24 protein-coding genes and 1 tRNA gene are annotated in these 26,866 nt (G+C 68.2%); 11 read left to right on the plus strand and 14 right to left on the minus strand.

Going from position 1 to position 26,866, the window contains the following annotated elements; genetic code table 11:
• A partial coding sequence (locus tag D6T64_RS02340) for a DEAD/DEAH box helicase (RefSeq protein ID WP_147364432.1) occupies positions 1–3,016 on the plus strand: 3,016 nt, incomplete at its 5' end.
• Between the two features lie 9 nt (positions 3,017–3,025).
• Here D6T64_RS02340 and D6T64_RS02345 read toward each other — a convergent pair.
• Together D6T64_RS02345 and D6T64_RS02350 are read right to left on the minus strand one after the other, a co-directional pair.
• A complete protein-coding gene (locus tag D6T64_RS02345; RefSeq protein WP_119971080.1) occupies positions 3,026–3,457 on the minus strand; it encodes a hypothetical protein in 432 nt (143 codons plus the stop codon).
• Positions 3,458–3,916, minus strand: a complete 459-nt coding sequence (locus D6T64_RS02350; RefSeq protein ID WP_119971082.1) for a hypothetical protein — start codon at positions 3,914–3,916, stop codon at positions 3,458–3,460. It lies immediately after the preceding gene.
• 110 nt (positions 3,917–4,026) lie between these two features.
• On the opposite strand from D6T64_RS02350, the gene D6T64_RS02355 reads away from it, so the two are divergent.
• The 5 genes from D6T64_RS02355 to D6T64_RS02375 all read left to right on the plus strand — a co-directional run bounded on the left by D6T64_RS02355 (position 4,027) and on the right by D6T64_RS02375 (position 10,946).
• Positions 4,027–4,629 (plus strand): histidine phosphatase family protein, encoded by a 603-nt coding sequence (locus tag D6T64_RS02355; RefSeq protein WP_119971084.1) that lies wholly within the window; start codon positions 4,027–4,029, stop codon positions 4,627–4,629.
• A gap of 148 nt (positions 4,630–4,777) precedes the next feature.
• A complete protein-coding gene (locus D6T64_RS02360) occupies positions 4,778–6,109 on the plus strand; it encodes a glycosyltransferase 87 family protein (protein ID WP_119971086.1) in 1,332 nt (443 codons plus the stop codon).
• A gap of 138 nt (positions 6,110–6,247) precedes the next feature.
• Positions 6,248–8,320, plus strand: a complete 2,073-nt coding sequence (locus tag D6T64_RS02365; RefSeq protein ID WP_233550787.1) for a primary-amine oxidase — start codon at positions 6,248–6,250, stop codon at positions 8,318–8,320.
• Positions 8,317–9,369, plus strand: coding sequence for a universal stress protein (locus tag D6T64_RS02370; RefSeq protein ID WP_119971091.1), 1,053 nt, complete (start codon positions 8,317–8,319; stop codon positions 9,367–9,369). Before D6T64_RS02365 ends, D6T64_RS02370 begins: the two co-directional genes overlap by 4 nt.
• Before the next feature lie 29 nt (positions 9,370–9,398).
• Entirely contained in the window at positions 9,399–10,946 is a 1,548-nt protein-coding gene (locus tag D6T64_RS02375; RefSeq protein WP_119971093.1) for an APC family permease, read from the plus strand.
• A gap of 527 nt (positions 10,947–11,473) precedes the next feature.
• Here D6T64_RS02375 and D6T64_RS02380 read toward each other — a convergent pair.
• The 5 genes from D6T64_RS02380 to dnaK form a co-directional block, all read right to left on the minus strand.
• A complete protein-coding gene (locus D6T64_RS02380; RefSeq protein ID WP_119971095.1) occupies positions 11,474–12,643 on the minus strand; it encodes a class I SAM-dependent methyltransferase in 1,170 nt (389 codons plus the stop codon).
• Between the two features lie 123 nt (positions 12,644–12,766).
• Entirely contained in the window at positions 12,767–13,183 is a 417-nt protein-coding gene (locus D6T64_RS02385) for a heat shock protein transcriptional repressor HspR (RefSeq protein WP_119971097.1), read from the minus strand.
• Positions 13,184–13,199: 16 nt separating this feature from the next.
• Positions 13,200–14,207 (minus strand): DnaJ C-terminal domain-containing protein, encoded by a 1,008-nt coding sequence (locus D6T64_RS02390; protein ID WP_119971098.1) that lies wholly within the window; start codon positions 14,205–14,207, stop codon positions 13,200–13,202.
• Complete coding sequence (locus D6T64_RS02395; protein ID WP_119971100.1) at positions 14,200–14,871, minus strand: nucleotide exchange factor GrpE; 672 nt, start codon at positions 14,869–14,871, stop codon at positions 14,200–14,202. The genes D6T64_RS02390 and D6T64_RS02395 overlap by 8 nt, the downstream gene beginning before the upstream one ends.
• A complete protein-coding gene (gene dnaK / locus D6T64_RS02400) occupies positions 14,871–16,748 on the minus strand; it encodes a molecular chaperone DnaK (RefSeq protein WP_119971102.1) in 1,878 nt (625 codons plus the stop codon). Before dnaK ends, D6T64_RS02395 begins: the two co-directional genes overlap by 1 nt.
• Positions 16,749–17,013: 265 nt before the next feature.
• Here dnaK and D6T64_RS02405 point away from each other — a divergent pair, with 265 nt between their 5' ends.
• Together D6T64_RS02405 and D6T64_RS02410 are read left to right on the plus strand one after the other, a co-directional pair.
• On the plus strand, positions 17,014–18,333 hold the full coding sequence (locus tag D6T64_RS02405; protein ID WP_119971104.1) for an MFS transporter: 1,320 nt from the start codon (positions 17,014–17,016) through the stop codon (positions 18,331–18,333).
• Positions 18,334–18,417: 84 nt separating this feature from the next.
• On the plus strand, positions 18,418–19,218 hold the full coding sequence (locus D6T64_RS02410) for an isocitrate lyase/PEP mutase family protein (RefSeq protein WP_119971106.1): 801 nt from the start codon (positions 18,418–18,420) through the stop codon (positions 19,216–19,218).
• A gap of 99 nt (positions 19,219–19,317) precedes the next feature.
• On the opposite strand, the gene D6T64_RS02415 is transcribed toward D6T64_RS02410, so the two are convergent.
• The 6 genes from D6T64_RS02415 to dcd form a co-directional block, all read right to left on the minus strand.
• A complete protein-coding gene (locus D6T64_RS02415; RefSeq protein ID WP_119971108.1) occupies positions 19,318–20,376 on the minus strand; it encodes a YihY/virulence factor BrkB family protein in 1,059 nt (352 codons plus the stop codon).
• A gap of 126 nt (positions 20,377–20,502) precedes the next feature.
• Positions 20,503–21,177 carry a DUF3618 domain-containing protein gene (locus D6T64_RS02420; RefSeq protein WP_233550788.1) on the minus strand — a complete coding sequence of 225 codons (675 nt, stop codon included), beginning with the start codon at positions 21,175–21,177 and terminating at the stop codon, positions 20,503–20,505.
• The gene (locus D6T64_RS02425; RefSeq protein ID WP_119971110.1) at positions 21,174–21,647 is read right to left on the minus strand and encodes a phage holin family protein; all 474 of its coding nucleotides are present in this window, start codon (positions 21,645–21,647) and stop codon (positions 21,174–21,176) included. The genes D6T64_RS02420 and D6T64_RS02425 overlap by 4 nt, the downstream gene beginning before the upstream one ends.
• Positions 21,644–22,381, minus strand: coding sequence for a hypothetical protein (locus tag D6T64_RS02430; protein WP_119971113.1), 738 nt, complete (start codon positions 22,379–22,381; stop codon positions 21,644–21,646). The genes D6T64_RS02425 and D6T64_RS02430 overlap by 4 nt, the downstream gene beginning before the upstream one ends.
• Before the next feature lie 112 nt (positions 22,382–22,493).
• The gene (locus tag D6T64_RS02435; protein ID WP_119971115.1) at positions 22,494–23,018 is read right to left on the minus strand and encodes a hypothetical protein; all 525 of its coding nucleotides are present in this window, start codon (positions 23,016–23,018) and stop codon (positions 22,494–22,496) included.
• A gap of 70 nt (positions 23,019–23,088) precedes the next feature.
• Positions 23,089–23,694 (minus strand): dCTP deaminase, encoded by a 606-nt coding sequence (gene dcd, locus D6T64_RS02440; RefSeq protein WP_119971117.1) that lies wholly within the window; start codon positions 23,692–23,694, stop codon positions 23,089–23,091.
• Positions 23,695–23,766: 72 nt separating this feature from the next.
• Between dcd and D6T64_RS02445 the strand changes: the two genes are divergently transcribed.
• Positions 23,767–23,840, plus strand: a tRNA-Gly gene (locus D6T64_RS02445).
• A 24-nt stretch (positions 23,841–23,864) separates the two neighbouring features.
• Here D6T64_RS02445 and D6T64_RS02450 read toward each other — a convergent pair.
• Positions 23,865–24,383 (minus strand): DinB family protein, encoded by a 519-nt coding sequence (locus D6T64_RS02450; protein ID WP_119971119.1) that lies wholly within the window; start codon positions 24,381–24,383, stop codon positions 23,865–23,867.
• 62 nt (positions 24,384–24,445) lie between these two features.
• On the opposite strand from D6T64_RS02450, the gene D6T64_RS02455 reads away from it, so the two are divergent.
• Positions 24,446–25,294, plus strand: coding sequence for an NAD(P)H-binding protein (locus tag D6T64_RS02455; protein WP_119971121.1), 849 nt, complete (start codon positions 24,446–24,448; stop codon positions 25,292–25,294).
• 125 nt (positions 25,295–25,419) lie between these two features.
• Positions 25,420–26,866 (plus strand): DUF222 domain-containing protein (locus tag D6T64_RS02460; RefSeq protein WP_119971123.1); only part of this gene is annotated, 1,447 nt, incomplete at its 3' end.

The raw sequence follows: 26,866 nt of genomic DNA on the forward strand, positions 1-26,866 counted from the left end.
CCCGCTCGCCCGCCCCGCCGACCCGGCAGCCGCGACCGGAACCGCCCTCGCGCTGCAGTTCGACGTGCTGCCGCCGGCTCCGCGCAGCGCCCGCCTGAACGCCTCGCGGCCGCCCGAACCCAGCCGGCTCGGTGCCCGCCCGATGCTGATGGGCAAAAAAGGCAAGTGGATTCGCGGCACCGTGACCTGGGACAACCTGGCCTGGACCCCGGGCTCCTTCGCGCCCGAACACCGCCGGGTGCTCAACGCGCTCTACGCGCTGTACTCGGCCGGACAGCGGTATTACACCTATACCGAGCACTGGATCCACCTCGACACCTTCGGCAACCGGGCCCTCTGGGAGCTGCTGAACGAGGCCCAGTCGATCGGCCTGCCGCTCGTCAGCGCGACCGCCAACCAGCTGCCGGTGACGATCTCGGAGACCCCCGCCGCGCTCGAACTCGACATCCACCGAGACCGTCCAGACGACGCCGCCAGCGCGGGCGGCCTCGTGCTCACCCCCACCCTCACCGTCGACGAGCAGCGCCTCAACCGCAGCCGCATCGGCTTCATCGGCGAGCCCGCGCACGGCATCTTCACCTGGACCGGCGGCGGCGACCCGGCCAGCGGTGCCGGCTCCACGTCGAGTTCAAGCGAGCTGCACCTCACCCTCGCACCGCTCGCCCACCCGGTGAGCGCCCAGATGCGCGCCCTCGCCACGGCCGCCGAGCCGCTCCGCATCCCGGCCACCGACGAGCCCGCGTTCCTCAGCGACTACTACCCGTTCCTGCGCCAGCAGCTCACCCTCACGAGCTCCGACGGCAGCTTCGACCTGCCGCAGACCGCCCGCCCGGTGCTCTCGGTCGCGGTGACGCACCTGACGGATGCCCGCATCGAGCTGGACTGGGACTGGCAGTACTGCGCGCCGGCCGCAGAACCGGAGGCAGAGACCGCGACGGAGGCGCCCGCCCTGTACCGCCACACGCTGCGGGCATCCGCTCGCGATTCGCAGTTTCGCGACGACCCGCGCGAGGCCCGCATCTTGCGCGGCCTCGCCCCCCTGCTCGCGCCGTTCCCCGGCCTGGCCCCGCTGCCCGAGCGCGCCCTGCTCGAGGGCGCGGCCATGATCGCCTTCCTCGGCGACACCATTCCGGCGCTCGAAGCCACCGGCGACGTGCGGGTGAGCGTCTCCGCCGACGCCCCGCAATACCGACCGGCCGACGAGGCCCCGGTGATCCGCCTCGCGACGACCGAACGCGCCGACGACCGCGACTGGTTCGACCTCGCCGTCACGATCAGCATCGACGGCGAAGAGATCCCCTTCGACGAACTGTTCCGGGCCCTGGCGACCGAGCAGGAGCTGATGATCCTCGAAAGCGGCACCTACTTCAGCCTCGACCGCCCCGAACTGCAGGACCTGCGTCGCCTGATCGACGAGGCTCGCGGCCTGCAGGAATCCAGCAGCGGCGCCCTCGGCATCAGCCGGTTCCAAAGCGACCTCTGGGAGGAACTGCAGATGCTCGGCGTCGTCGCCGCGCAGGCGAAAAGCTGGCGCAGCGCGATCGAAGGGCTCACGGATGCCTCCCGCATCGACGAGCGCCCGCTCTCGCCCTCGGTGCACGCCACGCTGCGCGGATACCAGCAGACCGGGTTCGACTGGCTCAGCTTTCTGTTCGACCACCGGCTCGGCGGCATCCTCGCCGACGACATGGGCCTGGGCAAGACCCTGCAGGCGATCGCGCTCATCACCCACGCCCGCGACGCGGCCGGCGGCACCGGCACTGCGCCGTTCCTCGTCGTGGCACCCACGAGCGTCGTCAGCAACTGGGCCGCCGAGTGCGCCCGATTCGCGCCCGACCTGACCGTCGCCGCGATCACCGAAACCAGCCGCAAGCGCGGCGGCAGCCTCGCCGAGATCGCCGCGGGGGCGGATGTCGTCATCACCTCGTACACGCTGTTTCGGCTGGATTTCGACGAGTACAACGACTTTGCCGGGCATGAGGGTGGCGGCTGGGCCGGCCTGCTGCTCGACGAGGCCCAGTTCGTGAAGAACCACCAGTCCCGCGCGCACGTCTGTGCACGCCGGCTGCGCACCCCGTTCAAGCTCGCCATCACCGGCACCCCGATGGAGAACAACCTGATGGAGCTGTGGTCGCTGCTCTCCATCACCGCGCCCGGGCTGTTCCCGAGCCCCAGCCGATTCACCGATTACTACCGCAAGCCCATCGAGACCGACGGGGACAGCGAGCGGCTCGCCCAGCTGCGCCGGCGCATCCGCCCCTTCATGCTGCGCCGCACCAAGAATGAGGTCGCGAGCGACCTGCCCGAGAAGCAGGAGCAGGTGCTCGAACTCGAGCTGCACCCCAAGCACCGCAAGGTCTACGACACCCACCTCGCCCGGGAGCGGCAGAAGGTGCTCGGCCTGATCGACGACATGAACGCCAACCGGTTCGAGATCTTCCGCTCGCTCACCATGCTGCGCCAGCTCAGCCTCGACGCGAGCCTGTACGACGAGAAGTACGCCTCGGTGCCGTCGACCAAGCTCGACGCCCTGCTCGAACTGCTCGAGGACACCGTCGCCGAGGGGCACCGCACCCTGATCTTCAGCCAGTTCACGCAGTATCTCGGCAAGGCCCGCGACCGGCTCGACGCCGCCGGAATCTCGTACTCCTACCTCGACGGCAAGACCCGCAACCGGGCCCGCGCCATCAACGACTTCAAGACCGGGTCGAGCTCGGTATTTTTGATCAGCCTGAAGGCCGGTGGGTTCGGGCTCAACCTCACCGAGGCCGACTACGTCGTGCTGCTCGACCCGTGGTGGAACCCGGCGACCGAGGCCCAGGCCGTGGACCGCGTGCACCGCATCGGCCAGACCAAGAACGTGATGGTCTACCGGCTCGTCTCCAAGGACACCATCGAAGAGAAGGTGATGGCCCTCAAGGCCACCAAGGCCAAACTGTTCGAGAGCGTGATGACCGACGGCGCCGCGGCCGGCAGCGCACTCACGGCCGCCGACATCCGCGAGCTGCTCGGCTAGCAGCCCCGGCTACTGCCGCACCCAGAGAAAGTCGGCGACTTCCTCCCACTGGTGCTGCGAGTCGGGAACCGGGCCGGAAAACGCTACCGTCCGGGATCCGCTCCCCCCGCTGGCCGTGATCGGCAGCGACCTCGAGCAGGCAGACATCGGTGCTTCGCCATCGTCCAGCATCAGGCACAGCCCGTAATCGGGCATCAGCGCGGCGAAGTAGCTCGTGTCGCCGTCGACCCAGAGCAACCGGGTGCTGCCTTGGTCAATGTCCTCGAATGCGGTCGCCGGCATGTCGTCCGAGATCACATCCTGCGCGGTTTGTGGCTCCTCGAACATGTCGTTCACGTTCTCGCCGACGCAGCCGCTGAGGCTCACGGCGGCCAGCAGCGCGAGGCCGAGGGTCGTGCCGATTCGAAACGTTCCCCGCAGGTCGGGCCCAGCCACCGACAACTACCGTTCCTGCCAGAGGTAGTCGGCGACTTTCTCCCAGTCGCTGTAGTCATCGGGCAGAGTGTCGGCGAACATGGTCGTCTTCTGCCCCTCATTGGTGGTCGATTGCACCGGCAGGTCTTCGGTGCACGAGCTCGTGGGCGACTCGCCGTCGTCCACGAGCAGGCAGGTCCCCCACTCGGGCGAGGTGGCGGCGTAATAGCTCACGTCTCCGTCGGCCCAGAGCAGGCGGGTCGAGTCCCGATCGACGCCCTCGAAGGCCGTGGCCGGCAGCGTGTCGGGGAGCACATCCTCAGCGGCCTGTGGCTCGGTGAAGACGTCCAACGCGTCCCGCTCGGATGACGTGTCCGGCGAGGCCGGTGGCTCCGTGACGACGTCCGAGGCGTCGTCACTCCCGCACCCCGTCAGGCCGATCGCGGCCAACCCCACGACACCGGCGACGAGTGATTTTCGAAACATTCCTAAGAGTTTCATACCTCGACCCTACGCCCAGGGCTGTCTGACCGGCCAAAACGCTCGTCAAAGCGGGCCCCGGGCAGCCTTCACGCCGGCTGAGGCACAATAGAGGAGTGACTCCGACGACGACCTTCGCCCTCATCCGCCACGGCCAGACCGACTGGAACGCCCAGATGCGCATCCAGGGTTCCACCGACATCCCGCTCAACGCGATCGGCCGCGGCCAGGCGACGGATGCCGAAGCCGCCCTCTCCCCGTACGCCTGGGACTTCGTGGTCTCCAGCCCCCTGTCCCGGGCCGCCGAAACCGCCGACATCATCGCCGCCGACCTCGGCCTGACCGTGACCGAGCGGATGCCGCAGCTCGTCGAACGGGACTACGGCCCCGCCGAGGGCCTCGGCGCCGGCCCCGAACTTGACGCCCTGCGCATCCCCGCCGGCGGCTACGGCGGTTTTCGCGGAGCCGAGAGTGAGGCATCCGTCGCCGCCCGCGGCCTGGACGCCCTGCGTGAGCTCGCCCGCACGTGGCCCGGCGCCCGCATTGTGGTCGTCGCCCACGGCACGCTTATTCGGCTGTGCCTGATCGAGGCGCTGGGGCGCGAGATTCCGAGCATCGACAACGCCGCACTGACGCTCGTGCGCCTCGCGCCGCACACGACCGAGGCAGCGGATGCCTGGACCCTTGACGTACTGAACGGCGCGCTGGTCCCCGCCTAACCCGGGCCGTACGCACCCGCGGCGCCCGGAATGGGGGCACCGCGGGTGCCTGCGGGCTTCACCCTGCGTACACCCGCACGACGCGCAATCGACATTTAGCGACCCTAGGCTCCACGAAAGTGCCCGCCGCTGTCCTGATTCTGCCGAGGTGAGTGTCCTGTCCCAGCTAGTCGATCGCATCGATACCCGAGTGGCCCGGTTCCTGACCCCCGAACGGCGCCGGCGTCTGCAGCGGCCCCGCACCCTGATCCTGGCCTTCATCGCCCTGCACGTCGTGTTCTTCACGGCCCTGGCCCCGATGATGCTCACCGGCCGGGTGCTCGGCGACCTGCCGCTCTACCGCCGCTGGGCCGAACTGGGCTTTGACCACGGCGTCTGGCAGGGCATCGACACCGAGTGGGTCTACCCGATCGGTGCGATGGGACCCATCGCCTTCGCCAATATCGGCGGCCCCTACCTGTACCAGTTCATGTGGTTTCTGATGACGGCGCTGCTGAACGCCGCCGCCGTGGCAGCCCTCACCGATTTCGGCCGTCGCCGCAGCGGCTTCACGGCCGCCTGGTGGTTTCTCGCCGCCAGCTTTCTGCTCAGCCCGGTCGGCCTCCTGCGCCTCGAAGGCCTCACCGCGCCGCTCGTGATCGTGGGCCTGGTGCTGATCGCCCGCCGGCCGGTCGTGGCCGCCGTGCTGCTGACCCTCGCGACCTGGATCAAGGTCTGGCCGGCCGCGGTCGTGCTCGCCGTCGTCGTCGCCTCGCGCCGCAGGGTGACCATGATCGTGACGGGGACCGCCGTGACGGCGGCGATCGCGGCATCCGTCTGGCTGCTGGGCGGCCTGAGATACCTGACCGGTTTCGTGACCGAGCAGACGGACCGGGCGCTGCAGCTCGAAGCGCCGGTGTCGACGCCGTGGGTGTGGCTCGCACTGGTCGGCCAGCCCGAGACCTCGATCTACCAGAACTACGAGATCGCCACCCGGGAGATTCGCGGCCCGGGTGCCGAGGCGGTTGCCGCGCTGATGACGCCACTGATGTTCGGTGCCCTCGGCCTGATCTTCGTGCTGATGCTGCTGGCCCGGCGCCGCGGCCACGATCCCGCGCAACTGCTGCTGCTCGGCGCGCTCGCCCTCGTCACCGCGTTCGTGGTGTTCAACAAGGTCGGCTCACCGCAGTATATGCTCTGGATCGCCCCGGTCGTCGCCGCGGGAATGCTGCGCAGCTGGCACCGCTGGCGTGTTCCGGCCTACCTGATGCTCGTCATCGCGGGCCTCACGACGCTCGTGTTTCCGGTGTTCTACCTGCCGCTGATCGCCGGCGATCCGTTCTCTCTCGTACTGCTCACCCTGCGCAACGGCCTGCTCGTGGTGCTGTTCGGCTGGGCGGTGCTCGCGCTCGTGCAGCTGGTGCGTGCACCCGGCACCCCCGCAGCCCTGCCTGCGACGACGGATGTCCGACCTCGTGCTCCGCGCACGCTGTCCCGATGATCGCCGCTCGAATAGCACGCTCGCCAGCACAATAAACCGCCGCGGGGCGCGGACGCGTGTCATACTTGCCCATCACCGCACTTCGGTGCACGCAACAGGGGCACACCGCCGTACCCCGCCCAGCAGAGGATGAGATCTGTGACGCCTTCCCGAACCCACTCGACCGGCTCGCATCCGCTGGATCCTCTGGATGCGACCGAATTCACCCACGCGAGCGCGATCCTCGCCCGGGACCACGGCGTGGCCGACGGCTGGCGTTTCGCCTCGATCGAACTCGTCGAGCCGCCGCGCGCCGCGATCGCCGCGTTCGAGGCCGACGGCACCGCTCCCGCCCGCCTCGCGCGCCTCGTGGTGCTCAACCGCGCCGCGAACGAGACCTTCACCGCGGTCGTCTCGCTGAGCGACGACCGCACGCTCGAGTTCGCCCACGTTCCCGGCGTGCAGGCCAACTTCACCGTGGACGAGTGGGAAGAGGCCGACGCCGCCCTGCGCGCCCACCCCGACGTGATCGCGGTGCTCGCCGGCCGCGGCATCACCGACCTCAGCCTCATCTTCATCGACACCTGGACCTACGGCGACGCCGTCATTCCCGAGCAGTACCGCGGCCGCCGCCTCGGCTGGGCGGACATTTGGGTGCGGGCATCCGCCGGCGCTAATCCGTATGCCGGGCCGGTGAACGGCTTGCACTTCGTCATCGACGTGAACACCATGGAGCTGCTCGACATCGAGGACTCCTTCACCGTCGAGACGCCCGAGATCATGGGCGAGTACGTGCCGCACCTCGTGCCCGAGCGTATTCGCGCCCAGAGCGTGCGGCCGCCGCTGACCCCGCTCGATATCGTGCAGGCCGAGGGCCCCGGCTTCACGGTCGACGGCCACCTCATCCAGTGGCAGGGCTGGTCGATGCGGGTCGGCTTCAACTACCGCGAGGGTATGACCCTGCACCGGGTCAGCTACCGCGACGGCCACGCCGTCGGCGGTGAGCGCGACCGGCCGATCGCCAACCGGCTGTCGTTCTCGGAGATGGTCGTGCCCTACCGCGACCCGAGCGTCGACCACTACCGTCGCACCGCCTTCGACATCGGCGAGTGGGGCCTCGGCTTCATGACCACCTCGCTCGAACTCGGCTGCGACTGCCTCGGCGAGATCCGCTACATCGACGCCGTGCTGCACAACAGCAAGGGCGAGCCGTACTCGATACCCAACGCATTCTGCGTGCACGAAGAAGACAACGCCGTGTTGTGGAAGCACGTCGACCACGACGCCGGCGCAGAGGTGAGGCGGATGCGCCGCCTCGTCGTCTCCTTCCACGTCACCGTCGCGAACTACGAGTACCTGGTCTACTGGCGCTTCTACCAGGACGGCAACATCGAGTGCGAGGTGCGCGCGACCGGCATCATGGTCGTCACCCACATCGACGCCGGGCAGCCCCACCCCAACGGCACCCTCGTCGACACCCGCACCTACGCGCCGATCCACCAGCACTTCATCGTCGCCCGGCTCGACCTCGACGTGGACGGCACCGAGAACACGGTGTTCCGCTCCGAAACCCAGATCGTGCCGACCGGCCCCGCCAACCCGCACGGCCTCGCCCTCACCCAGCTGAACACCCCGATAAAGACCGAAGGCTTCGACGACTTCGACTGGAACACCCAGCGGGCGTGGAAGGTCGTCAACGAGAACTCCCTGAACGGGCTCGGCACCCCGGTGTCGTACAAGCTCGTGCCGAGCGGCGCGATCCCGTCGTTCTTCGACCCGGCGTCGCCGGTGTTCCAGCGAGCACAGGTCATCGGCCACACCGTCTGGGTGACGCCGAACGACGAGTCCGAACGCTGGCCCTGCGGCGAATTCGTGAACCAGAGCGGCGTCGACCACGGCCTGCCCGAGTGGATCCAGGCCGAACGCCCGGTGCGCGGCACCGACCTCGTGCTCTGGTACGTCTTCGGAATCCACCACGTGACGCGGCCGGAGGACTGGCCGATCATGCCGAGCGACACCGTCGCCTTCTGGCTGAAGCCGGTCGGTTTCTTCGACCGCAACCCCTCGCTCGACGTGGCACCGAGCCCGGCCGCGCACTGCGCGCCGGGGCACGATCACGATCACGGCGCGGAGCAGGCCGGGCACGACCACGCTGGGCACGACCACGCTGGGCACGACAACGGCGGGCACGCCGCTGCCGGGTCAGACCATCACGAGGAGGCAGGGAAATGACCCGAGTCGACAATTACGTCGTCGCCTATGAGGCGACCGAACGCGGCAACGAGGCGATCGAACTCGGCGTCGCGCTCGCGCGCCTCACCGCCGCCGAACTGCGGCTGTGCCTGATCCTGCCGCGGTCCTCGGCCGTGCCCGCCAAGGTGCCGTCCTCCATCGCCGACTTCGATGCCCTGCTGGAGGAGCAGGGCCGACTGTGGCTCGCCGGGGCGGCGGCCCGGGTGCCAGCCGACGTCACGGCCACGACGCACCTGCTCTGGGCCGATTCCACCTCGGAGGGACTGATCGAGGCCGCCAAGCAGTTCCAGTCCGACCGCATCGTCGTCGGGGCCGCGCGGGGCGGCATCCTGAATCGCTTTTCCATCGGTAGTGTCGCCAACGCTTTGCTGCACGCCTCCCCGGTCCCAGTCGCGCTCGCCCCGCACGGATACCACGCCCCCGAGAAGCTCACCCGCATCACCTGCGCCATCGGCACCCGTCCCGGTTGGGAGGCGCTGCTCGACTCGCTGGTCGCCCTCTCCAACGGCCTCGACGTCGACCTGCGCTTCGTGACCCTCATCGAAGTGGATGCCGCGCACGGCCGCCCGGCGCACCCCAAGCCGCATCCGCCCCACGTCCCGCACGACCCTGCCGCACACGACCAGGCCGGGCACGACCATGGTGGAGCCGACCATGCCGGAGCCGCGGTGGCCGGGGCCGCCGCACTGCACGACAGCAGCGCTCACGCCGGCAGCGCCGCACACCTCGTGGCGGTGCTGCAGTATTTCCGCACCAGGTCCACGGCTCTCGGCACGGTGACGACCGAGGTCGGCACCGGCACGAGCGTCGAAGCGGCCGTCGAGACCCTCGGCTGGCTGCCGAGCGAGGTCGTCATCGTCGGTTCGAGCCGGCTGGCACGACCGAGCACCATTTTTCTGGGCATCACGGCCAACCGGATGCTGCACGGCCTGCCCGTTCCCCTCATCGTCGTACCGAACACGCACGCGCACCCGGCTCCGCCGACCCGCGTTCCCCCCACCCCCGCTCCGCCCGCCCGGACTCGCTGACGAGTTCGCCGACCTCAAGGACCAGGACCATGGCTCACACCCCCTCACCGGGCTCCACGCCCGACACGTCCTCTCTTCCTGCTGCCGGCGGTCTCTCCGCCAAGGGCCTGAGCGCCGGCTCCATCGGGCTGCTCGGCGCCACGGTCATCGGCATCTCGTGCATCGCGCCCGCGTACACGCTCACCGCCTCGCTCGGCCCGACGGTCGCCGCGGTCGGTACCCAGATGCCGGGCATCTTCCTGGTCGGGTTCATCCCGATGCTGCTCGTGGCGCTCGGCTACCGGGAGCTCAACAATGCGATGCCCGACAGCGGCACCTCGTTCACCTGGGCCACCCGGGCCTTCGGCCCGTGGATCGGCTGGATGGGCGGCTGGGGCCTCATCGTCGCGACCGTCGTGGTGCTCTCCAACCTCGCCGGGGTCGCGGTCGACTTTCTCTACCTCGCGCTGGCGCAACTGTTCAACAATCCTGATCTTGCGGATCTGACCAACAACGTCGTCGTCAACGTCGTGACCTGCCTGGTCTTCATGGCACTGGCCTGTTACGTGTCGTACCGCGGCATGGAGACCACCAAGGCCGTGCAGTACGTACTCGTGGCTTTCCAGCTGCTGGTGCTGGTCTGGTTCAGCGTGGCCGCACTGATCGAGTTCGGCAACGGCGCGGCCTTCGACGAGCTCGCCTTCAGCCCCGGGTGGTTCAACCCATTCCTGGTGCCGGACTTCTCGGCCTTCGCCGCCGGGGTGTCGCTGTCGATCTTCATCTTCTGGGGCTGGGACGTCACCCTCACGATGAACGAGGAGACCAAGAACCCCAAGACCACGCCCGGCCGCGCAGCGACCCTCACGGTGGTCATCATCTTCGCGCTCTACATCCTGGTTGCGATCTCGGCGCTGATGTTCTCGGGCATCGGCACGGGAGAACTCGGCCTCGGCAACGAGGAGATCCAGGGCAACGTCTTCGCGGCCCTTGCCGGCCCGGTGATGGGACCCTTCGCTATCCTGCTCTCGCTCGCGGTGCTCTCCAGTTCGGCGGCGTCGCTGCAGTCGACCTTCGTCGGCCCGGCCCGCACGATGCTCGCCATGGGACACTACAAGGCTTTCCCGAACCGATTCGCCACCATCAGCCCGCGCTTCAAGTCCCCCGGATTCGCCACCATCATGGCGGCAATCGTCGCCTGGGGCTTCTACGCGGTGCTGCGGGTTCTCAGCACCGACGTGCTCACCGACACCATCCTGACGCTCGGCATGATGATCTGCTTCTACTACGGCGTCACGGCGTTCGCCTGCGTCTGGTACTTCCGCGCCGAAGCCTTTGCGAGCGCCAGGTCGTTCTTCCTGAAGTTCCTGGCGCCACTCGTCGGCGGCGTGATCCTCAGCGTCATCTTCGTCACGACACTGATCGACAGCACCAACCCGGGATACGGCAGCGGTTCGAACATTGGCGGCCTTGGCCTGGTCTTCGTGCTCGCCATGGTGCTCTTCATCGCCGGCGTGGTGCTGATGCTGCTGCAGCACCGCGCCAACCCCGCGTTCTTCCAGGGCAAGACCCTCACGAAGGGCACCTCGACGGACCGCTAGCCCGGACGGGCGAGGGGCCACCGCGGTACGGGCGAACGGCCAGGGCTCAGGGCGAGGGCCAGGGCGCTACGGATGCGTCGGGCCGGGCCTGCAGGACCGGTCGCCCTCCCAGGCGGTCGCGCCCCGAAGCTGCACGTGCGTCCGAAGGCTGCACGTGCGCCGCTTGGCTGCACCCCGTCGAGCGCCCGAAAGCTGCACCTGTGGCACAAACCTGCACGCCGTAGCGGTCATGCGCCCGAAAACTGCTCGCGCGCCTGGCCTGCCACTAGCACGAGCAGTTTTCGGGCGCACGACCTCATGGCGCTGGTCTGAACCGGCGCACGTGCAGCTGTGGGCGCACCAGCGGGCGGGCGGGCGATCAGTCTCGCTGCCCGAGCCGCCGCATCCGCTGACCGAAAGCCGTGTCGGCTGCCGTGCCGTTCGCACGTCTTAGGCGTCTTCACGGTTTCTGGCCCCGACGACCCGATCCACCGGAGAAAAGTCCGTCGTTTCTGCAGGCGCGTCAACCGGGCTCGGGCCCCGCGCGACTAGCGGCGGGTGGAGACCGTCACGGTGAATTTGGTGTTGCGGCCGACCTGGCGGGTCGGGCCCACGATGCGGCTGAGCTCGGGGCGGTAGCCGAGGTGGGTGTTCCACACCGTCCACAGCTCACCGCCGGGCTGCAGCACCCGAGCCGCGTCCTCGAAGAGTTTCAGGGCGATGCCGGCGTGCACCGACGAGCCGATGTGGAACGGCGGGTTCAGCACGATCAGTTCAGCGGACGCATCCGGTCGCCCGGTGAGGGCGTCGTCACGCGCGACCGTGACCCGTTCAGCCACGGCGTTGGCGTCGATGGTCGCCCGGGCCGACGCGACGGCGGCCGAGGACTGATCGGTCGCGAGCACGCGCAGGCGCGGGCGCTGCTGGGCGAGCGCGACGGCGAGCACCCCGGTGCCACAGCCCAGGTCGATGGCGGTTTCGGCATCCGGCTTCATGCGATCGAGCACGTCGAGCAGCGCGCGCGTGCCGATGTCCACGCCGGTGCCCGCGAAGGCGGCGCCGTGCGCGAGAACGGTGAGGCCGAGGTCATCATGGCGTTCCGAGCGCGGCCAGGCCGGAGCGGCCGTCGCAGCGGAAGCCACCGGGGTCGACACGATCAGCACGCGGGACTTCTGGCGGGCCGGGGCGATGTTGAGGGCGCCGAAGTGGCGGCGCAGCACCTCATTCATGGTCACGGTCATGTGCTTGATACGGCCGCCGGCGAAGATCAGCACATCGGGGGCGGCGTAGCGGGCGATCGCGGCGGCGATCTCGTCGAGCTCGTCGAGGCCGCGGGGCAGCTGCAGCAGCACGACGCGGGCGCCGGTCAGCAATCCTGCGCCGAGGTCGTGCGAACGATAGGCGTTGGTCAGCTTGAAGGCGACGGCGTTGCTGTCGAGGGCCTGCTCCCCCGAGAGCGCGTCCTGGTAGACCCGGATTCCCTGCACATCGTGCAGGGCGGCGGCGCCGAGGGTGAGGGCGCCGTAGCGGTCGCCGAGCACGACGACCTCGCCGGGGCCGGCGGCCGCAAGCGCGCCGGCGGCTTCGTCGAGAATCAGGCGGTCGCTCGCGTCGACGGCGAAGAGGTTGTCCGCTTCGACATCGGGACGGCGGCGCAGCTTGTCGAAGTCGAAACCGTTCGGCGCGGCTACGGTCGTGCGTGTGCCCTGATCGGACATCGTTCCCCCTGAAGAGTGTGGTGCAGTTGTACTGGTAAAAACTGCTTGTTAAAAACTGCGTATAAAGTGACGTGCTTCACGACTATGGGCCGTGAAGCTGGGTGAGTCGTGTGCTGCTCTGACCTAAGTGTGGTCTAAAGGTCGCCAAATCACGACTTGATTCGACCGGCGTGTGCGGGTTCCGGCCTTCAGCGAGATCACTTCGCCCGCTACTCCGGCCGCGAAGACCCGGCGTCCGGGTCGCTGCAGCATCTCGTCGGCGAGCGTCGTTTCGAGGTCGCGCAGACGCGCTTCGAGTCGCCGCACGTGGTCCTCAAGCTCCAAAATACGACGGATGCCCTCCAGGCTGACCCCTTCGGTGCCCAGTTCCGCGATCTCCCGCAGTTTCACGATGTCGCGCATCGTGTAGCGGCGGCTCTTGCCGGGGGTGCGCTCGGGGCTGACAAGGCCGAGGCGGTCGTACTGGCGCAGGGTCTGCGGGTGCATCCCTGACAGTTCGGCCGCCATCGAAATGACGAACACGGGTGTGTTCTCGTCCATCGTCAACCCCGGGGCGCTAGCCCTGGGCCCGCGCGATCAGGTCGTCGCGCGGGTTTTCTTTCGGCAGGGATTCGGCAAACGCCGCGAGCTTCTCGGTCGCATCCTTCGACAGGTGCGACGGAACCGCCACCTGCACCACGGCGAGCAGGTCGCCGGTGCCCTTGGGAGTGACCACGCCGCGACCCTTGACGCGCAGCACGCGCCCGCTCGGAGTGCCGGGGGCGACACGCAGGCGCACCGGCGAGCCGCCCAGGGTGGGCACCTCGATGGTGGCGCCGAGGGTCGCCTCGACGAAGGTGACCGGCACGTTCACGCGCAGGTTAAGGCCTTCACGCTCGAACACCGGGTGCTTGCGCACGGTGATGGTGAGCACGATGTCGCCCGTCTCGCCGCCGTCGGGGCTGGCCTGGCCCTTGCCGCGCAGGCGGATCTTCTGGCCGTCGCTGACGCCGGCCGGAATCCGTACCTTGAGGGGGCGGCCGTCCTGCGTCTGCAGGGTGATCTGGTCGCCCTGGGTGGCGGTGAGAAAGTCCACGGTCGTCGAGGCGACCACGTCGCGTCCGCGCGTGGGCGCGCCGGTGCCCCGATATCCCCCACTGGAGTTACCGAAACCGCCGCCGCCACCGCCTCTGCCGAACATCCCTCCGAGGATATCGTCGAAGCCGCCCTGTTCGAAGGAGTAGTTCTGCTGCTGAGGTCGCCCCTGGCCGCCGAACATTCCTCCGAAGACGTCTTCAAAGCCGCCGCCGGCCTGGCCGCCGCCCCCGGGGGCAGTGAAGCGTGCTCCACTGCCCATTGCGCGCACGGCGTCGTACTCCTTGCGCTGCGCGGGGTCGGCGAGTACCGAGTTGGCCTCGCTCAATTCCTTGAACTTGGCTTCGGCGCTTGCGTTGCCCGGGTTGGAATCCGGGTGATACTTGCGCGCCAGCTTGCGGTACGCCTTCTTCAACTCCGCCGGGGTCACGTCTTTCGACACACCCAGAACGCGGTAGAAGTCCTTATCGAACCAGTCCTGACTAGCCATCGCTCGGAACCTGAACGACGACCTTGGCCGCGCGAAGCAGGGTCGAGCCAAGGCGATAGCCGGTTTCTGCCACGTCGCCGACAGTTTCCACGTCGACGTCGCCGGAGGGCTGCTGGAATATGGCCTCGTGCATCGTCGGGTCGAAGACCTCGCCGACCTCACCGAACGAGGTCAGGCCCAGGCGCTCAACGCTCGAGCGCAGCTTGGCCGCGATCGCCGCGAACGCACTGTCGGGAACGAGGTCGCCGTGCTTCTCGGCCCGGTAGATGTCGTCGAGCACGGGAATGAGCAGCTTCACGACGTCGCCGGTCACCCGCTCCTTCTCGATCGCACGGTTGGCCTCGGTGCGCTTGCGGTAGTTCGCGTACTCGGCGGTCACCCGCTTGAGGTCGGCGAGGTGTTCGCTCGTGGGCTCGGCCACTTCGCGCTGGGCAGCGTCGAGGATGTCCTGAACCGTCAGTTCGTCCTCTTCGATGCCGTCGGCCGATGCGGCGTCAGCGGATGCCGCGGCCGGGTCGGTCGCAGCGTCTGCGGTCGCCGAGGTGGCCGCGTCGTCGGGGGCGCCGGCATCCGCGGTCTCGGCTGCGTCAGGCGTGCCCGCCGCGGGGGCGCCCTTGTCGGGCTCCCCCGCTTTGTCGCGCTTCTTCTTGTTGTTGTCTGCCATTACTTCTTGGTCTCGTCCTTGGCGGGCTCGTCGTCGTCCACGACCTCGGCGTCGACAACGTCTTCGTCCTTGTTGTCTTCGGCAGGGGCGTCGTCGGCCGGCGCGCCTTCAGCGGCGGCATCCGCCTGGCTGCTCTTGTAGATAGCCTCGCCGATCTTGCCCTGGCTCTCGTTCAGCTTGTCGTAGGCGGTCTTCACGGCCGCTTCGTCGTCGCCGGCGAGTGCGCTCTTGAGGGCGTCGACGTCGGCCTGGACCTCGGTCTTGACGTCTTCGGGCAGCTTGTCGTCGTTGTCCTTGATCAGCTTCTCGATCGAGTAGGCGAGCTGCTCGGCCGTGTTGCGGGTCTCGGCGACTTCGCGCAGGCGCTTGTCTTCTGCGGCGTGCTCTTCGCCCTCGCGCACCATGCGCTCGATGTCTTCCTTCGCGAGCGAGGATCCGCCCGTGATGGTCATCGACTGCTCGGTTCCGGTGCCCTTGTCCTTGGCGGACACGTGCACGATGCCGTTGGCGTCGATGTCGAAGGTGACCTCGACCTGCGGGATGCCACGGGGCGCCGGCGCGATGCCGGTGAGCTCGAAGGTTCCGAGGTTCTTGTTGTCGCGGGTGAACTCACGCTCGCCCTGGAAGACCTGGATCGCGACGGACGGCTGGTTGTCGTCGGCCGTGGTGAAGGTCTCGCTGCGCTTGGTCGGAATGGCCGTGTTGCGCTCGATGAGGCGCGTCATGATGCCGCCCTTGGTCTCGATGCCGAGGCTCAGCGGGGTGACGTCGATGAGCAGAACGTCCTTGCGCTCGCCCTTCAGCACGCCGGCCTGCAGTGCGGCGCCGACCGCGACGACCTCGTCCGGGTTGACGCCCTTGTTCGGGTCCTTGCCACCGGTCTCGCTCTTGACGAGCTCGTACACGGCGGGCATGCGGGTGGAACCACCGACGAGAACGACGTGGGCGATGTCGCCGACCTTGACGCCGGCCTCACGGATGACGTCCTGGAAGGGCTTCTTGGTGCGGTCGAGCAGGTCTTCGGTCATCTTCTCGAACTGGGCGCGGGTGAGCGTCTCGTCGAGGTTGGCCGGACCGTTTTCAGTCAGCGAGAGGTAGGGAAGCTGGATGCTCGTCGACATGCTCGAGGAGAGTTCCTTCTTTGCCTGCTCGGCGGCTTCTTTCAGACGCTGCTTGGCGATCTTGTCCTTGGACACGTCGACGCCGGTGGTCTCCTTGAAGCGCTTGATCAGGTGATCAACGATGCGCTGGTCCCAGTCGTCGCCGCCGAGGCGGTTGTCGCCGGCGGTCGAACGCACCTGGATGGTGCTGAAGTCGTCGTCCTTACCGACCTCGAGCAGCGACACGTCGAAGGTTCCGCCTCCGAGGTCGAAGACCAGGATGAGCTCGTCTTCTTTGCCCTTGTCGAGGCCGTAGGCGAGCGCCGCGGCGGTCGGCTCGTTGATGATGCGCAGCACGTTGAGTCCGGCGATCTCGCCGGCCTCCTTCGTGGCCTGACGCTCGGCGTCGTTGAAGTACGCCGGCACGGTCACGACGGCGTCGGTGACCTTCTCGCCCAGGTACTGCTCGGCGTCGCGCTTCAGCTTCGCGAGGATGCGGGCACTGATCTCCTGCGGGGTGTACTTCTTGTCGTCGATGCCGACGGTCCACTCGGTGCCCATGTGGCGCTTGACCGAGCTGATGGTGCGGTCGACGTTGGTGACGTTCTGGCGCTTGGCGGTTTCTCCGACGAGAACCTCGCCGTCTTTCGTGAACGCGACGACGGAGGGGGTGGTGCGCAAGCCTTCTGCGTTGGCGATGACGGTGGGTTCTCCACCTTCGAGCACGGCCACCACAGAGTTGGTGGTTCCGAGGTCAATACCTACTGCACGAGCCATGTGGGGGGTTCTCCTTCAAGAGTATAAATCTCAGGTCTTGCAGACTTGAGCCTTGTTGACTCAAGTGTTGCAGGTCGCGAAAACCCTTGTCAACTTCTGTGCCTGAAAGTTGAGTGTGAGTGACTCAACTCTGTGTGACTCAACTCTGTGTGACTCAACTCTGTGTGACTCAACACAGCGGCCGGCGGCGCCGGGGCGAGCGGATGCCGCGCGACCGGGGGCGCGGCAACATCCGTCGGCCACCCCCGGCGACTAGGGTGAGCGCATGATCGAGCCCGCTGTCAGCGCTGACGCCGTTGCCCCGCCCACCCCGACGCGCGGCAGCGTGGTCGCCTGGGCCTTCTGGGACTGGGGGTCGGCCGCGTTCAATGCGGTCGTCACGACCTTCGTCTTCAGCGTCTATATCACCGGTGAGGCGTTCGGTGATGAAGACGTGATCAGCGCCCAGCTCGGCTGGGCCCTCGCCATCGCCGGCCTGCTGATCGCGGTGCTCGCCCCGATCACCGGGCAGCGCTCCGATTCCTCGGGGCGGCGCAAGTTCTGGCTCGGCGTGAACACCCTCGTGGTGGTCGTCATCACCGTGGCGATGTTCTTCGTCGAGGCCAGCCCGAGCTACCTGCTGCTCGGGCTGTTCCTGCTCGCGGCGGGCAACGTATTTTTCGAGTTCGCCGGCGTCAACTACAACGCGATGCTCGTGCAGGTGTCGACGCCGCGCTCGATCGGCCGGGTCAGCGGGTTCGGCTGGGGCATGGGCTACCTCGGCGGAATCGTGCTGCTGCTCATCGTCTACTTCGGCTTCATCGCTCCCGAGGTGGGCCTGTTCGGAGTGACGAGCGAGAATGGGCTCGCCGTGCGTGTCACGATGCTCGTCGCCGCGGCCTGGTTCGGCCTCTTCGCCCTGCCCGTGCTGCTGCGGGTGCCCGAATACCATGCCCCGGCATCGGTTCGCCGGCCGAAGGTCGGATTCTTTCAGAGCTACGTACTCCTCGGCCGCGACGTGAAACGGCTCTGGTCGACGAGCCGGCAGACGGTGTACTTTCTGCTGGCCAGCGCCGTCTTTCGCGACGGCCTCGCCGGGGTGTTCACCTTTGGCGGGGTGCTCGCGGCATCCGTCTTCGGGTTCTCCCCGGGCGAGGTGATCATCTTCGCGATCGCGGCCAACGTCGTCGCCGGCGTCGCAACGATGGCCGTCGGCGCCCTCGACGACCGACTCGGCGCGAAACCCGTCATCGTCACGGCCCTGGTGGGCCTGCTGGTCAGCGGCCTGATCGTGTTCTTCCTGCACGACGGCGGCCAGATCGTCTTCTGGACCGCGGGCCTCGCGCTCTGCCTCTTCGTCGGCCCCGCCCAGTCGGCGAGCCGCACGTTCCTGGCCCGGCTGATTCCGGCCGGACGCGAGGGCGAGGTGTTCGGGCTCTACGCCACGACCGGGCGCGCGGTGAGCTTTCTCGCCCCGACCGCCTTCGCCGTCTGCGTCTCGGTCTTCGGCGCGACCTACTGGGGCATCCTCGGCATTATGCTCGTGCTGCTGGTCGGGCTGCTGTTGCTGCTGCCCGTCAAGGCCCAGCAACAGCAGATCAGCTGAGTGCCTGCGGAGCATTCTCTGGGCATCCGCTGATCTGAGGCTGTGGCCTAGGCAGAGCGCAGACCCCGGGTCAGACTAGGGCGCATGACACTCTCCCAGTTGCAGAAAGCCGAACTGTTCAACGCACTCCACGTTCCCGGTGAGCCGCTCATCGTGACCAACGTGTGGGACGCCATCACCGCGAAGATCGTCTCCGAGGCCCCCGGCGTCAAGGCCCTCGCCACCGCCAGCCATTCCATCTCGAACGTGCGCGGCATCGAAGACGGCGAGGGCCTCAGCCTCGACGAGGCCATCCGCGCCGCGACCATCATCGCGACCGCCACGGAGCTGCCGGTCTCCGCCGACTTCGAAAAGGGCTACGCTGCGGATGCCGCGGGCGTCACCCTGCACGTGCGTCGCCTCATCGAGGAATCCGGCATCGTCGGCATCAACCTCGAGGACTCCGTCGGTGCCGCGAAGGCCCCGCAGTTCGACATCGATACCGCCACCGCCCGGGTGGCCGCAGCCCGCGTCGGCGCCAACCAGAGCGGCATCCCACTCGTCATCAACGCCCGGGTCGACACCCTCGCCGGCGGCGGCACCTGGGACGAAGCCGTCGCCCGCGCCAACGCCTACCTCGGCGCCGGAGCCGACGTCGTCTTCTTCCTCGGTCTCGGCGACGAAGACACGGTCTCGCGGGCGATCGAGCAGGTGCACGGGCGCATCTCCGTGATCGGTGCCCCGGGACTGGTGCCGCTGAAGCGCCTCGCCGAGCTCGGCGTCAGCCGGGTGAGCTTCGGGCCCGGAACGCTCGGCCTCACCCTCGCGGCGCTGCAGAAAGCCGCGACCGACCTCACCGCCCTCGGCGAGTACCCCGAAGACCTCGGCTTCCCCTTCACGCTCTAGCCCTACATCACGACCGCGCCCGAAACGGGTGACCGCTACCGTCATGACGGTAGCGGCCACCCGTTTCGGGGGCGCTCGTGGCCACTTCGCCTCGGAACGTCAGTCGTCGTCGCGGCCCGCCCGCTTACGGATGCCGCGCCCCTGCTCCACGTCGGCGCGCTCGGTCGCCGCAGCTTTGTCGCTCTTCTTCGTGTCGCGTGGCGGCAGCTGGATGTTCTCCTCCGCCTCGATTCCGGCCTGCAACTGGCGCCCGCGCTCGAGTTCGGCGTCGAACTCCGCGCCGAACAGCAGCGCGAGGTTCATGATCCACAGCCAGAGCAGAAACACGATGATGCCCGCGAGCGACCCGTACGTGCGGTCGTAGTTGGAGAAGTTCGCCACATACAGGCCGAACACCACCGACGCCAGCACGAGCACGATGACCGCGACGAGGGCACCGAAGCTCATCCAGCGAAACTTCGGCTGCCGGGCGTTGGGCGTCGCGTAGTACAGGATCGCAATGAGCAGAACCACGGCCGCCGCGAGCACCGGCCACTTCACAATCGACCAGACCACCTGCGCGGTCGCTCCGATGCCGAGGGCGCTGCCCACGGCGTCCGTCACCGGGCCGGAGACGACGAGGATCAGCACCATCACGAGCAACAGCAGGATGGTGACGACGGTCACCCCGAGCTGCGTGGCGCGCAGTTTGAGAAAGGGGCGGCCCTCGTCGATCTCGTAGATGCGGTTCATCGCCCGGCTGAAGGCGCCCACATAACCGGAGGCCGACCACAGGGCCACGAGAATGCCGAAAACGAGGGCGAAGCCCGCCGCGGGCGAATTCGCGAACTGCTCGAGCGGCCCGCGGATCACGTCGACCGTCGACCCGGGAGCCACCGATCCCACGATGGAGAGCAGGGCGTCGACGGATGCCTGCCCCTGGCCGATCACGCCGAGCAGCGACACGAGCGCGATCAGCGCCGGGAAAATCGAGAGCACCGCGAAGTAGGTCAGGGCCGCCGCCAGGTCGGTGCACTGGTCAGACGTGAACTCGTGCACGGTTTTGCGCAGCACGTATTTCCACGAGGTGGGTGACACCTCGGTCGGCGAGTCCGGCTTGCGCGGATCGTCGGGGGCGGGAGCATCGGCGAGTTTCTGGCTCGTTCCGGCGTCGGCCATCGGTTTCTCCTTCTCGGGGCCTTGAGGGCTCGGGGCCTTGAGGGCTCTGGGCCTGAAATATGGGGTTGCACACATGCCCCGCCGGCGTAAATCGGCGGGGCATGCGGAAGGGCGATCAGTGGGTGACTACAGCTCCACGTCGTTCGCCGAACGGCGGGCCTGATCCGTCACGGCGTCTTTGGCATCAACAGCCTCTCCCTTGACGGTGTCCACGGCCTCGGTCGCGGCATCCTTCACGGCCGTCGCCGCATTCTGAGCGGGCTCCTTCAGCGACTCCCCGACCGACTTCGCCGCTCCCACGGCCTCGTCGACGAGCGGGGCGGCGGCATCCTTGATCTGGGCGGCCATCCGCTGCTCCGAAGCCGTGGCCGGTACGAGCGAGGCGGCAAGCCAGCCCACGCCGAAGGCAATCAAGCCCACGGCCATCGGGTTGCCCTTGGCCTGTGCGGCGGCCGTGTGCGGCAACTCGCCGACGGCGTCGGATGCTTGCGATGCCGAACCCATCACCCGGTCGGAGACCGACCCGAGCGCGTTGCGGATCTTGCCGGTCTGGCGCTGCATGATCTTCGACGGGGTGACCTTGTCGGCGAGGGCGTCGACGTCGGAGCCGAGCTCGCGGCGGGTGCGCTCGATTTCGCGGCGGATCTGGTCGGGATCCTTCGACGCCGCCCCGGACTCGGTGTCGGACCCGGCGATCGCCATGGCCTCCAGGTCGTCGGAGCTGAGGTCGCGGTAGGTGTCGTGCGCCGTTCGTGCGGCGCGGGGCGTGCCCGGGTAGGCGGGGTCGGTGTAGTCGGTCATAGCGTGTCCTCGTTTCGGTTCGGAGTTTCGGAACGGCTGGGCGTAGTTGACGGGTTCAGCGTCTCGGGGATCTTCTTCAGTGACTCGGCCGTTCGCGGCACTCCGCGCACGGCCTTCATCTCACGGCGGCCGCGGGCATAGAGGATGCCGCCGATCGCCGCCCACAGCACGGCCACGATCACCGCGGACCAGCCGTTGCCCACGAGGTAGCCGAGGCCCCACCAGAGGGCGATCGAGAGGAACAGCACGGCCATGAGGCCCGCATACCCGGCAGCGCCGAGAAACCCGGCGCCCTTGCCGGCGCGGGTGGCGGACTGGGTCAATTCGGCTTTGGCAAGCTCGAGCTCCTGCCGCATCAGGGTAGAGAGGTCGCGGCTCACTTCGCCGAGCAGGTCACCCAGGGAGGTGTCGGCTGCTTTCTGTTCCGACGGGGAGGCATGCCCCGACGGGGCTGTGTGACCGCCGCTCATCGGTCGCTGCCGAGACCGTCGACCCCGCGGTAGCCGGTGCCACGGCTCAGGCCGTCGCCGCGCTGAAAGTCGGGGTCCTCGGTGAGGTCGTCGGCGCCGAGCCCGCTGGTGCCGAGGCTCGCGGTGCCGAGGGTGCTCGCCGGGCGCGGGGCGGGACGGCCCGATTCGGCGCTGATCGACGCGTCGTGCCGGTGCGGTGCCGAGGTGCTCGGAGACCCGTCGCCGGCGCTGACGACCCCGCGGGTCAGCCGGCCGGCGAGCACGCCGGCGGTCGCGGCGATCGCAATGAAGGTGCCGGGCTTACGACGCGCGAACGCGCGCACCTCCTGCAGCAGCGAGCCAGGGTCACGGGCGTCGAGCCAGCTGGCCACGCTGCCGGCGCGCTGGGCGGCCTGCTGCACGAGGTCGTTGGCGACGCCTCCGCCGTCGGCGTTGTCGGTCGACCGGGTCATCTCGGTCAGTTCCTCGCTGATCGAACGCAGCCCCGAGGCCACGCGGGCCTGCTGATGGGCGGCCTGGTCGCTGAGCTGAGTGCGGGCTTCGGAGAGAACGTCGGAGGCCTGCTTTTTCGCCTCGGAGGCGACCCGTGACGCTTGGTCCTTCGAGACGTCGGCGACGCGGTGGCCCGCCTGGGCGGCCTCGTCGCCGACGCGGGCGGCCTGCTCGCGCGGCGAGCTGCCTGAACTGTCGGAGGAACCGGGAGGCGCGGTGTTCGGGGTATAGGTGTTGGACATGGTGCTCCCTTCGTGGAAATTTCACTGGATTCCCCTAAGACGAAGGAAAGAGAGGAATCGTCACGAAAAAGTTCCACGAAAGTCACATCCGAGGTTCACCACCCGAGCGGGGTCAGCGAATACGCGTGGCCTCGTTGTGCTCGACCATGACCCAGGTGGCGCCGTCGTCGGCGCTCATCCAGCCCTCCCAGGTGTAGGTGTCGGCCGTGATCGAGGTGAAGTTCCAGCGGATCGGGCGCCCATCGGTACGGGTGCCGTCCTGCCGCAGGCCGTTGCGGTACGGGGTGGCCACGAGGTGGCAGTACTCCCCCATCGTCGGCGCGACGTAGCTCACGCGCCAGAGCCCGGCATACGGGTCGTACACGCGCAGCGCTGTGGCGACCGTTTCAAAACCCGACGGATGCGTCGCACTCGGCACGATCTCCACGTCTTGCACCGCACGCCCATCGAGAATGAACTCGACCAGCCAGACGAAGTCCCGCTCGACCCAGTCGCCGGTCTCCTCGTTGAGGCGGTGGCCCTTCGCGGCCCAGGAGCCGACGAGCTGGCCGAATCGCCGCATGCGGCCCGGGTAGTCGGGGGTGGCGGACGGCGCGACGAGCGCCTCGGCGAATCGGGGGCGCGCTGCGACGGTCATCCTCCGATTTTACCGGCCCGCGCGTTTCATTCGTGTGAACCCTCGCCCGGGCATCGTCAAGCCCGGCAGCTCAGGCGCCGCGGTGGCCCGCTTCGGTGACCGAGACATCCGTCTGGTGAAAATTCTGAAAGGAGCGCGACGCGGTCGGGCCGCGCTGGTTCTGGTACCGCGAGCTGTATTCGGCCGACCCGTATGGCCGCTCGGCCGGGGAACTGAGGCGGAAGAAGCACATCTGGCCGATCTTCATGCCGGGCCACAGCTTGATCGGCAGCGTGGCGACGTTGCTGAGCTCGAGGGTGACGTGGCCGCTGAAGCCCGGGTCGACGAAGCCGGCCGTAGAGTGGGTGAGCAGGCCGAGCCGGCCGAGCGAGCTCTTGCCCTCGAGGCGCGCGGCGACGTCGTCGGGCAGGGTGATCTGCTCATAGGTGGAGCCGAGCACGAACTCGCCGGGGTGCAGGATGAACGGCTCGCCGGCCTTGGTCTCGATCAGCCGGGTCAGCTCGGGCTGGTCCTCCGCCGGGTCGATATAGGCGTACTTGTGGTTGTCGAAAAGCCGAAAGTAGCGGTCGAGCCGCACGTCGATGCTCGAAGGCTGGATCATCTCCGGCAGGAACGGCTCCATCCGAATGCGGTCACGCGAAAGTTCGGCCTTGATGTCACGATCGGAGAGCAGCACCGTGCCAGCCTAACGCCGCGAGCTTGGTATGCTGGCACGGTTCCGGTTGCCGCTTGGCGGCGCCCCGGGCACGCGGATGTAGTTCAATGGCAGAACTTCAGCTTCCCAAGCTGATAGCGCGGGTTCGATTCCCGTCATCCGCTCCAGATACAGAGGCGCCTCGGGCTTCTTCAGCCGTTGACATCGTGCCGGTGGTGCACGATATCGTGCAAAAAGTACTGCCCCAAGGTCTCCACGGTGAATGAAGCCCCGTCGCTGCGGCGCATACTACGCCGCCGGTCGCCGACCTCGACCGCCGCGAACGAATCGGCGACGGATGCCGCAGCAGCCTCGAGCTCGCGGCTCACGGTCACGGGGTCCTGCAGGTCGTAGCGAGCCGCGATCGCCGTCGCGTCCTGGTCCCAGTCGGCCAGCTGTGGGTCGTCCTCGTCGAGGGCGCGACGCAGACGCTCGTCGAAGAGGCGGCAGCAGTCGCGCACGTGGGCCGCGTATTCCAGGGCCGACCAGGTGTGGTCGCTGGGGCGCACCGCGGCATCCACTCTGGCCAGAACGGGAATCCACGCGGCCGCGTTCGCGCGAATCAGGGCTGGCAGGTCGGCGAACGGCACCTCACCGGCCCGGAGTCCGCAATCCGCGCATGGGCGTTCGAGAACCCAGGTCCAGTCCGACGTGTCGGGAACGATAGCCATACCTCAGGCTAACTGCCGGGCGCAGACCGATAGCGTGGATGGTGCAGCAACAAAGGAGACACATGACGGTTTTGATTGCAGGATGCGGCGACCTTGGCACCGAGGTCGGGCTGCGACTGGCCGCGCTCGGCCATGACGTGCAGGGCCTGCGGCGCAACGCAGCGGTACTGCCGGCGCCGCTCACCGGCCAGTCCATCGACCTGAGCCACGACACCCCCGTCATTCCGCCGGGCACCGACCTCGTCGTGATGGCGATCGCGGCATCCGCCCCCACGCCCGACGCCTACCGCGCCGCCTACGTCGGGGGACTGCGCAACCTGCTCGACGCCCTCGACGCGGCCGGCGTCACCCCGCGTCGCTTCGTGCTGGTCTCCTCCACCGCCGTCTACGACGTGAACGACGGCAGCTGGGTCGACGAACAGACACCCGCCAACCCGACACCCGGCAGTACCGACGAGATTCTTCTCGACGCTGAGCGGATGCTGCACTCCCGCCTGCCCACCGCCACCGTTCTGCGCCTCGGCGGCATTTACGGTCCCGGCCGGGAACGCCTGATTCGTCAGGTACGCGAGGGCACGGCCACCGTCTCGGCCCGGTCGCGGCACACGAACCGCATCCACCGCGATGACGCGGCGGCCGCGATCGTGCACCTGCTGCTGCGCGCCGAGCAGCCCGCGTCGCTCTACCTCGGCGTCGACAACGCACCCGTGGTCAGCGCCGAGGTGCTCACCTTCGTCGCCACCGAGCTCGGCCTGCCGGCACCACACCCGACCGAGACCGAGAGCCAGCGCGGCGGCGACAAGCGCCTGAACAATGCCCTGCTGCGCAGCACCGGTTTCACCTTCACTTACCCGACCTATGTCGAGGGCTATCGGGCCCTGCTGGCCGGCGTCGGCGTCCGTCACCCGTAGTTCGGTCCCTTCTCGACGAACGAGTCAGGTGACCGGTATCCCTCCACAGGTCGAGTGCGGCACTGAGTTTCGCGGAAGCTGAGGTTTGCTCCGATAATGTCGGAGGTTGCTGAAACACTGAGGTCATGGACAACCTCGAAGCCACTTTCAGCGAAATGACCCGGTGTTTGGACCGGGCCGCGCTGTCGTCTGCGACATTTACCGCGTTGTCGAATGACGAATCGGAGCGGGCCCACCGCCTGATCGCCGCTTTTCAACGGAGGGTTACCCTCATCGCTGCTCTGTCGGCGGCGAACATTGGAGCTCGCTCCGATTACACGCTCGGCCGCGAGGGCCTGGCCCGCAAGCACGGCTTCACCAACCCGGCAGAGTTCGTGCAGAGCCTCGGCGGCGGCGGAGGCGGCACCAAAGCCGACGCCCGCAAGCTCATCGAGGCCGGCACACTCGCCGCCGCGACCGAAACCGCCCGGGAACGCCAGAAAGATGCCGACGCCCAGGCACTCGAGTTTCCCAACCTCCCGCCCGTCGAGGTTGACCAGCCGTGGTTCGCCCCGCTCGGCGAGGCCGTCACCGAAGGCGTGTTCACCGTCGAGGCCGCCACGGCCATCCGGCGCGGCCTGGGCGAACCCGCGATCGGCGTCACCTCGGACATGCTTCGCGCGGCCCTGATCGTGCTGATCCCCGAATGCGCCACCCTGAACGCCGACCGGGCCTCGCAAGCGGCCCGCCTCATGCGCGACCGCATCGACACCAACGGCATCGCCAGTCGCGCCGACGCCATGCGCGCCCGGCAATACCTCCGAGTCAACGACCGACCCGACGGCATGCTCCACGGCGAATTCCTCCTCGACCCCGAAAACGGCCAATTCATGCGGTCATTCCTGCTTCAGGTCGTCGGCCCCCGCCTCGGCGGCCCCCGCTTCACCGAAGAAGGCGCCAAAGCCCGCGCGCAGAGCATCATCGACGACCCCCGCCCCACCGACCAGATCGCCGCCGAGTCCCTGATCGAAGCCCTCGAAGTCGCCGCCAAAGCCGACCCCGGCACGGTCTTCGGACCCGTCGGGCCCAGCGTCAAAGCCGTCTTCGTCGTCCCCGACGACGCTGACACCACAGCGGGCAACACGGACACGGCCCACACCCCCGCCCCCAACGCCACGAATGACACCACCACCACCGGCATCCGCACCACCAGCACCACCGACACCACCAAGAGCCCGGCCACCAACGAGACGGGCACCACCGGCACCACCGGCACCACCGCTGAGACCAGCGGGCCACGCGAGACCAGCGAGACCAGCGAGACCAGCGAGACCGTTATCGCAGACGTCGCAGACGTCACAGATCTCCCGAAGACCACTGAGGTCCCCGACACCGGCGCCGCCACCCGCGCCGACAATGGACTGCTCTTACCCGGCGGCGGCACGTTCTTTGCCAAAGATAAAGCGACGAGCAGCCAAAACCTCACCTGGGGATTGAATGACGGGCTCCTCGAAGGCACCATCAACCCCGCACCCGAAGCCACCATCGCCCGACTCATCTGCATCGGCGGCTTCACCCCCATCCTCTTCACCA

Source organism: Cryobacterium melibiosiphilum (assembly GCF_003602235.1).
In the GTDB taxonomy this organism is placed as follows: Bacteria; Actinomycetota; Actinomycetes; order Actinomycetales; family Microbacteriaceae; genus Cryobacterium; species Cryobacterium melibiosiphilum.